Origin of the sequence: Brevundimonas sp. (assembly GCF_018608325.1) — a bacterium.
Taxonomy (GTDB): domain Bacteria; phylum Pseudomonadota; class Alphaproteobacteria; order Caulobacterales; family Caulobacteraceae; genus Brevundimonas.
In genome coordinates, this window is sequence record NZ_JABAZW010000135.1 from 31,583 (window position 1) to 36,459 (window position 4,877).

General features: G+C 65.3%; 5 protein-coding genes. 3 read left to right on the forward strand and 2 right to left on the reverse strand.

What is annotated here, in order from left to right:
* Together QZ281_RS13360 and QZ281_RS13365 are read left to right on the forward strand one after the other, a co-directional pair.
* Positions 1 to 715 (forward strand): YqiJ family protein (locus QZ281_RS13360; protein WP_292229138.1); only part of this gene is annotated, 715 nt, incomplete at its 5' end.
* 27 nt (positions 716 to 742) lie between these two features.
* Positions 743 to 2,551, forward strand: coding sequence for a flotillin domain-containing protein (locus tag QZ281_RS13365; RefSeq protein ID WP_292229141.1), 1,809 nt, complete (start codon positions 743 to 745; stop codon positions 2,549 to 2,551).
* 55 nt (positions 2,552 to 2,606) lie between these two features.
* Here QZ281_RS13365 and QZ281_RS13370 read toward each other — a convergent pair whose 3' ends face one another.
* Together QZ281_RS13370 and gcvA are read right to left on the reverse strand one after the other, a co-directional pair.
* Positions 2,607 to 3,344, reverse strand: coding sequence for an NYN domain-containing protein (locus QZ281_RS13370; protein ID WP_292229142.1), 738 nt, complete (start codon positions 3,342 to 3,344; stop codon positions 2,607 to 2,609).
* A 10-nt stretch (positions 3,345 to 3,354) separates the two neighbouring features.
* The gene (gene gcvA, locus QZ281_RS13375; RefSeq protein ID WP_201096981.1) at positions 3,355 to 4,284 is read right to left on the reverse strand and encodes a transcriptional regulator GcvA; all 930 of its coding nucleotides are present in this window, start codon (positions 4,282 to 4,284) and stop codon (positions 3,355 to 3,357) included.
* 135 nt (positions 4,285 to 4,419) lie between these two features.
* Between gcvA and QZ281_RS13380 the strand changes: the two genes are divergently transcribed.
* Positions 4,420 to 4,877, forward strand: a 458-nt coding sequence (locus QZ281_RS13380; protein ID WP_292229144.1) for a bifunctional precorrin-2 dehydrogenase/sirohydrochlorin ferrochelatase, incomplete at its 3' end; no start/stop codon positions are given.

Below are 4,877 nucleotides of genomic sequence, written 5' to 3' on the forward strand. Positions count from 1 at the left end.
ATCTGGCCCGTCGCAACCGGGTCGAGGAACGTCTGGCCGCCGTCAAGGCGCGCACCGGCGATCAGGGCTGACCGCGTCGATGTGGAGCTTCCTGCTTGCACACGACAACGTCCCTTTCGTTGCGGCCCTGGTCCTGATGCTGCTGATCGGCGCGGCTGAGGCTGTTGGGCTGGGCGGCGGTCTGGCGCTGGGCGAGGGGTTGGACGCGCCGGACGGCGATCTGAATGTCGAGACGCCGTCTCTGCTGTCCTGGATCAATGTCGGGCGTTTGCCGCTGCTGATGCTGATCGTGGTCTTCCTGTTCGCCTTCGGACTGACGGGACTGGTCGGGCAGCAGGTCGTTGAGGCGGTGCTGGGACGACCGGGGCCGTGGTTCCTGATGGCGCCTGCGGCTTTCGCCGTAGCCATGCCGGTCACGCGGGTCTTTGGACGTGTCGTCGCCCGGATCATGCCGCGCGATGAGACGACGGCGGTGTCGCGCGACAGTCTGGTCGGGCGGGTCGCCGTCATCGTCACCGGCGACGCCAGCCAGGGGAACGCGGCACAGGCGCGGGTCCGCGATCAGCACGGACAGGTCCACTACGTCATGGTCGAGCCGGACAATCTGGCCGACCTGTTCGCTCAAGGGAGCAGCGTGCTGCTGGTCCGGTACGCGGGCGCAAAATATTTCGCCATTCACAACACCAGCGCCTCGCTTCGCGACGCAACGGTCTGAACGACTTTTCTCAACAGGGGCTGTTAAATGAACTCGCTAATCGAGATCGCCATCATTGCAGGCGTGGGGCTGGTCGCCCTGCTGATCCTGGGGCTGATCTTTGCGCGCCTGTACAAGCGCGCGTCCAAGGAGACCGCTTTCGTGCGTACCGGCTTCGGCGGCGAGAAGGTGGTCATGAACGGCGGCGCACTGGTCCTGCCGGTGCTGCATGAGACCATCTCGGTCAATATGAACACCCTGCGTCTGGCGGTTCAGCGGTCCAACGAGCAGGCCCTGATCACCAAGGACCGGATGCGCGTCGATGTGCTGGCCGAGTTCTATGTGCGGGTGCAGCCCAGCGCCGACGCCATTGCCTCCGCCGCCCAGACGCTGGGCCTGCGGACGATGAACCCGGTTGAGTTGAAGGAACTGGTCGAGGGCAAGTTCGTCGACGCCCTGCGCTCGGTCGCGGCGGAACTGACCATGACCGAACTGCACGAACAGCGCACCCATTTCGTCCAGAAGGTGCAGCAGGTGTCGTCAGAAGACCTGTTGAAGAACGGCCTGGAGCTGGAAACCGTGTCGCTGACCGGTCTGGATCAGACGGCGATGGAGCATTTCAATCCGCTCAACGCCTTTGACGCCGAGGGTCTGACGCGGCTGACGCAGGAAATCGAGCTGCGCAAGAAGCTGCGCAACGACATCGAACAAGACACCCAGGTCCAGATCCGCACCAAGAACCTGGAAGCTCAGCGCCGCACGCTGGAAATTTCGCGTGACGAGGAATATGCCCAGCTGGAGCAAGCGCGCGAGATCGCCAACCGCCGCGCCGAGCAGTCCGCCGATGTGGCGCGCCAGGAAGCCGAGAAGGCCCGCGAAGCCGAAGGCGCCAAGATCACCTCGCAACAGCAGATCGATCAGGCCCGCATCGAGGCCGAGCGTCTGGTGGCCCAGCAGCGTATCGCCATGGAGCAGGAAGTCGCAGAGCGCGAAATCTCCAAGGCTCGCGCCGTTGAGACACAGGACATTGAAAAGGCCAAGGCCATCGAACTGTCCGAACAGGACCGCGACATCGCTGTCGCCGAGAAGTCGCGCGCCCAGTCGGAAGCCAAGGCCGAGGCCGACAAGGCGCTGGCCCTGGCCGTTCAGGCTGAGGAACAGGTCAAGACGGTGCGCGACCGCGAGGCTGCAGATCGTCAGAAGATCATCGAACTGATCGAGGCGTCCAAGGAGGCCGAGCGCGAAGCCATCACCATCCGCGTCGCCGCCGAGGCTGAAAAGACCGCCGCCGTCGACCACGCCGAAGCCATGCGTGAACAGGCGCGCGGTCAGGCCGACAAGACGACGATCGAGGCGGAAGCTCAAGCCCAGGCCGTCCGCGTCGCGGCAGAGGCCTCTCGCGTTCACTATGAGGTCGAGGCTGCGGGTCAGAACGCCCTGAACACGGCGGCCAACCTGCTGTCGCCCGAACAGGTGGCGCTGCAGATCAAGCTGAAGCTGCTGGAGAACCTGGATCGGATCATCGCCGAGTCCGTCAAGCCGCTGGAGAATATCGACTCGATCAAGATCGTGCAGGTCGAGGGTCTGAACGGCGGAACGGCAGCCGGCGGTGTCGGCGGCGCCAACGGCTCGGGCGGCGGCAACCTGTCGGATCAGGTGGTCAACAGCGCCCTGCGTTACCGTGCGCAGGCCCCGCTGGTCGATCAACTGCTGGCGGAAGTCGGCCTGTCGGGTGCAGACCTGAACGGCCTGACTGGCGCCCTGCGCGCACCGGTGGAGCAGTCGGTCGCGAACGACGCGCCCGTCATCGCTGCGGCGGTTGAGCGTGCAGCGCCAGAGGTTGAAGCCGAAGCCTGAACCTGATCTGGTTCGTCAGGTCTTGAGGGCCGGTCGCCATCGTGCGACCGGCCTTTTACTTTTTGGGCTGTATGCGGATGCGCATTGCGCCCGTGCCGGTCTGAACCTCGAAACGGCCTGTCGCGCGGATCAGGTCGGACAGTTTGGCAAAACCATAGGTCCGCTGGTCGAAGTCGGGATAGGCGTTGCGCAGGCGGCTGCCGATGGCGCCGACCAGAACCCAGCCGTCGCCGTCTTCATCCATGTCCGGGATCAGGGAGGCGATCAGGCGCCCGGCTTCTGAAGGTTTGCGTTTGGCGGGGGCTTCAACGGCGGGCGTGGCCTTGGCGGCGCCATTGTCGGCTTCGGGCGGTGCGCTGAGGTTCTCGGTGTAGATGAAACGGGTGCAGGCCTGACGAAAGCTTTCGGGCGTCTTGCGTTCACCGAAACCATAGACGTCGACGCCTTCCTCGCGGATGCGGGCGGCCAGACGGGTGAAGTCAGAGTCGGACGACACCAGACAGAAGCCGTCGAAACGGCCCGAATGCAGCAGGTCCATCGCGTCGATGACCAGGGCGATGTCGCCCGAGTTCTTGCCCTTGGTGTTGGCGAAATTCTGTTGGGGCTGGATGGCGAACTGGGCCAGGACCTTGGTCCATCCAGCGATCTGGGGACTGGAGAAGTCGCCATAGACCCGCCGGGCCGAGGCCTCGCCCAATGTGGCGATCTCGGTGAACAACAGGTCGGCGATCCGGGACGAGGCGTTTTCCGCATCGATCAGAACCGCCAGTCGCGGCGCCTTGGCTTCAGCCATTCCAGTCTCCCTAGAGCTGTCCCATCGTATTGTCGTGATCGACGGCCTGTTTCTTCAACCAGCCGACGAAGGCGGTGGTGCTGGGCGAGGGCGGCCGGTCGCGGGGCTGGACGACATAATAGGCAAAGCCCACGGCCTCTGAGCCATCGGGGAAGGGGGCGATCAGGCGGCCGGAGGCCAGATCAGCCTGGGCCAGTGTGCGTTTGGCCAGCGCCACGCCGCGACCGGCGATGGCGGCCTCGATCAGCAGGCCCGACTGGTTGAAGCGCGAGCCGCGGCGCGGATCGGGGTGACGCACACCGCGCGCCTTCAGCCACATGGCCCAGTCGGGACGGCTGGGGTCGCCATCGTTGGACATGTCGTGCAGCAGGGTGTGGCGGATCAGGTCGGCGGGTTTTCGGATCGGATGCTCGCCGTCCATCAGCGACGGGGCGCAGACGGGCAGAACCGTCTCGGTCATCAGCCGGTCCACGGTCAGGCCGGGATAGTCGCCGGGACCATAGCGAATGGCCAGATCGACCTTGCCCTCGGTCAGGTCGGCGGGCTCCATGTCAGCGGAAATCCACAGCTCGATCTCAGGATGGGCGGTATGGAAATCGTCCATGCGCGGCATCAGCCATTTGGAGGCGAAGCCGGGCGCCACGCTGATCGACACCTGTTTGCGACGCGGCGGTTCGCGCAGCAGGGCGGAGGCGTCCATCAGGCGCTCGAACCCCTCGCGCAGCAGCGGCACGGATGAGCGGCCCAGATCGGTCAACTGCAGCCCGCGCGCTTCGCGCACGAACAGGGGGCCGCCGACAATGTCTTCCAGCAGGCGGATCTGCTGGCTGACCGCGCCCGGCGTCACGGCCAGCTCATCGGCGGCGCGTGAGAAGTTCAGATGACGCGCGGCGGCCTCGAAAGCACGCAGGGCGTTAAGCGGGAGCAGGGAGCGGACCATCATCGATAGAAAACCTATCAGCGAGACAAAGGCAATCTGGTTTGCGGGTGTTGCCGATGAAGTCGAAGGTCCGAGGCCTGAGTTTGCGCCTGAAATTGGTGCTTTTCCTCCCTGACCGCTCCGGAAAGCCAGACGATGCGTGTCTTTCTTGCCTCCATTCCGCTGGAGGCCGCAAAAATCGTGATCATCGGCGGCGGGGAACCGGCGCTGGCCAAGCTGCGGCTGTTCCTGAATAGCCCGGCTGAGGTGATGTGGTTTGCGCCAGACGGTGCGCCAGCCGCGATCGAGACGCCGCAGGGGGCGCCGACGCCGGTGCTGCGGGCGCCGGATGCGGATGATCTGGCAGGCGCGCGTCTGGTGTTCATCGCTCTGGGCGATCTTGATCATGTTCAGCGGCTGGCCGGATTGGCGCGGACGGCGGGGGCGCAGGTCAATGTGGTGGACCAGCCGAGGCTCAGCGATTTCCAGACCCCGGCCCTGATCGACCGGGACGAGGTGGTGGTCGGTGTGGCGACGGGCGGATCGGCGCCGATCCTGGCGCGCGATGTGCGCACGGCCATCGAGAATGTACTGCCTGCCGGTCTGGCCAATGT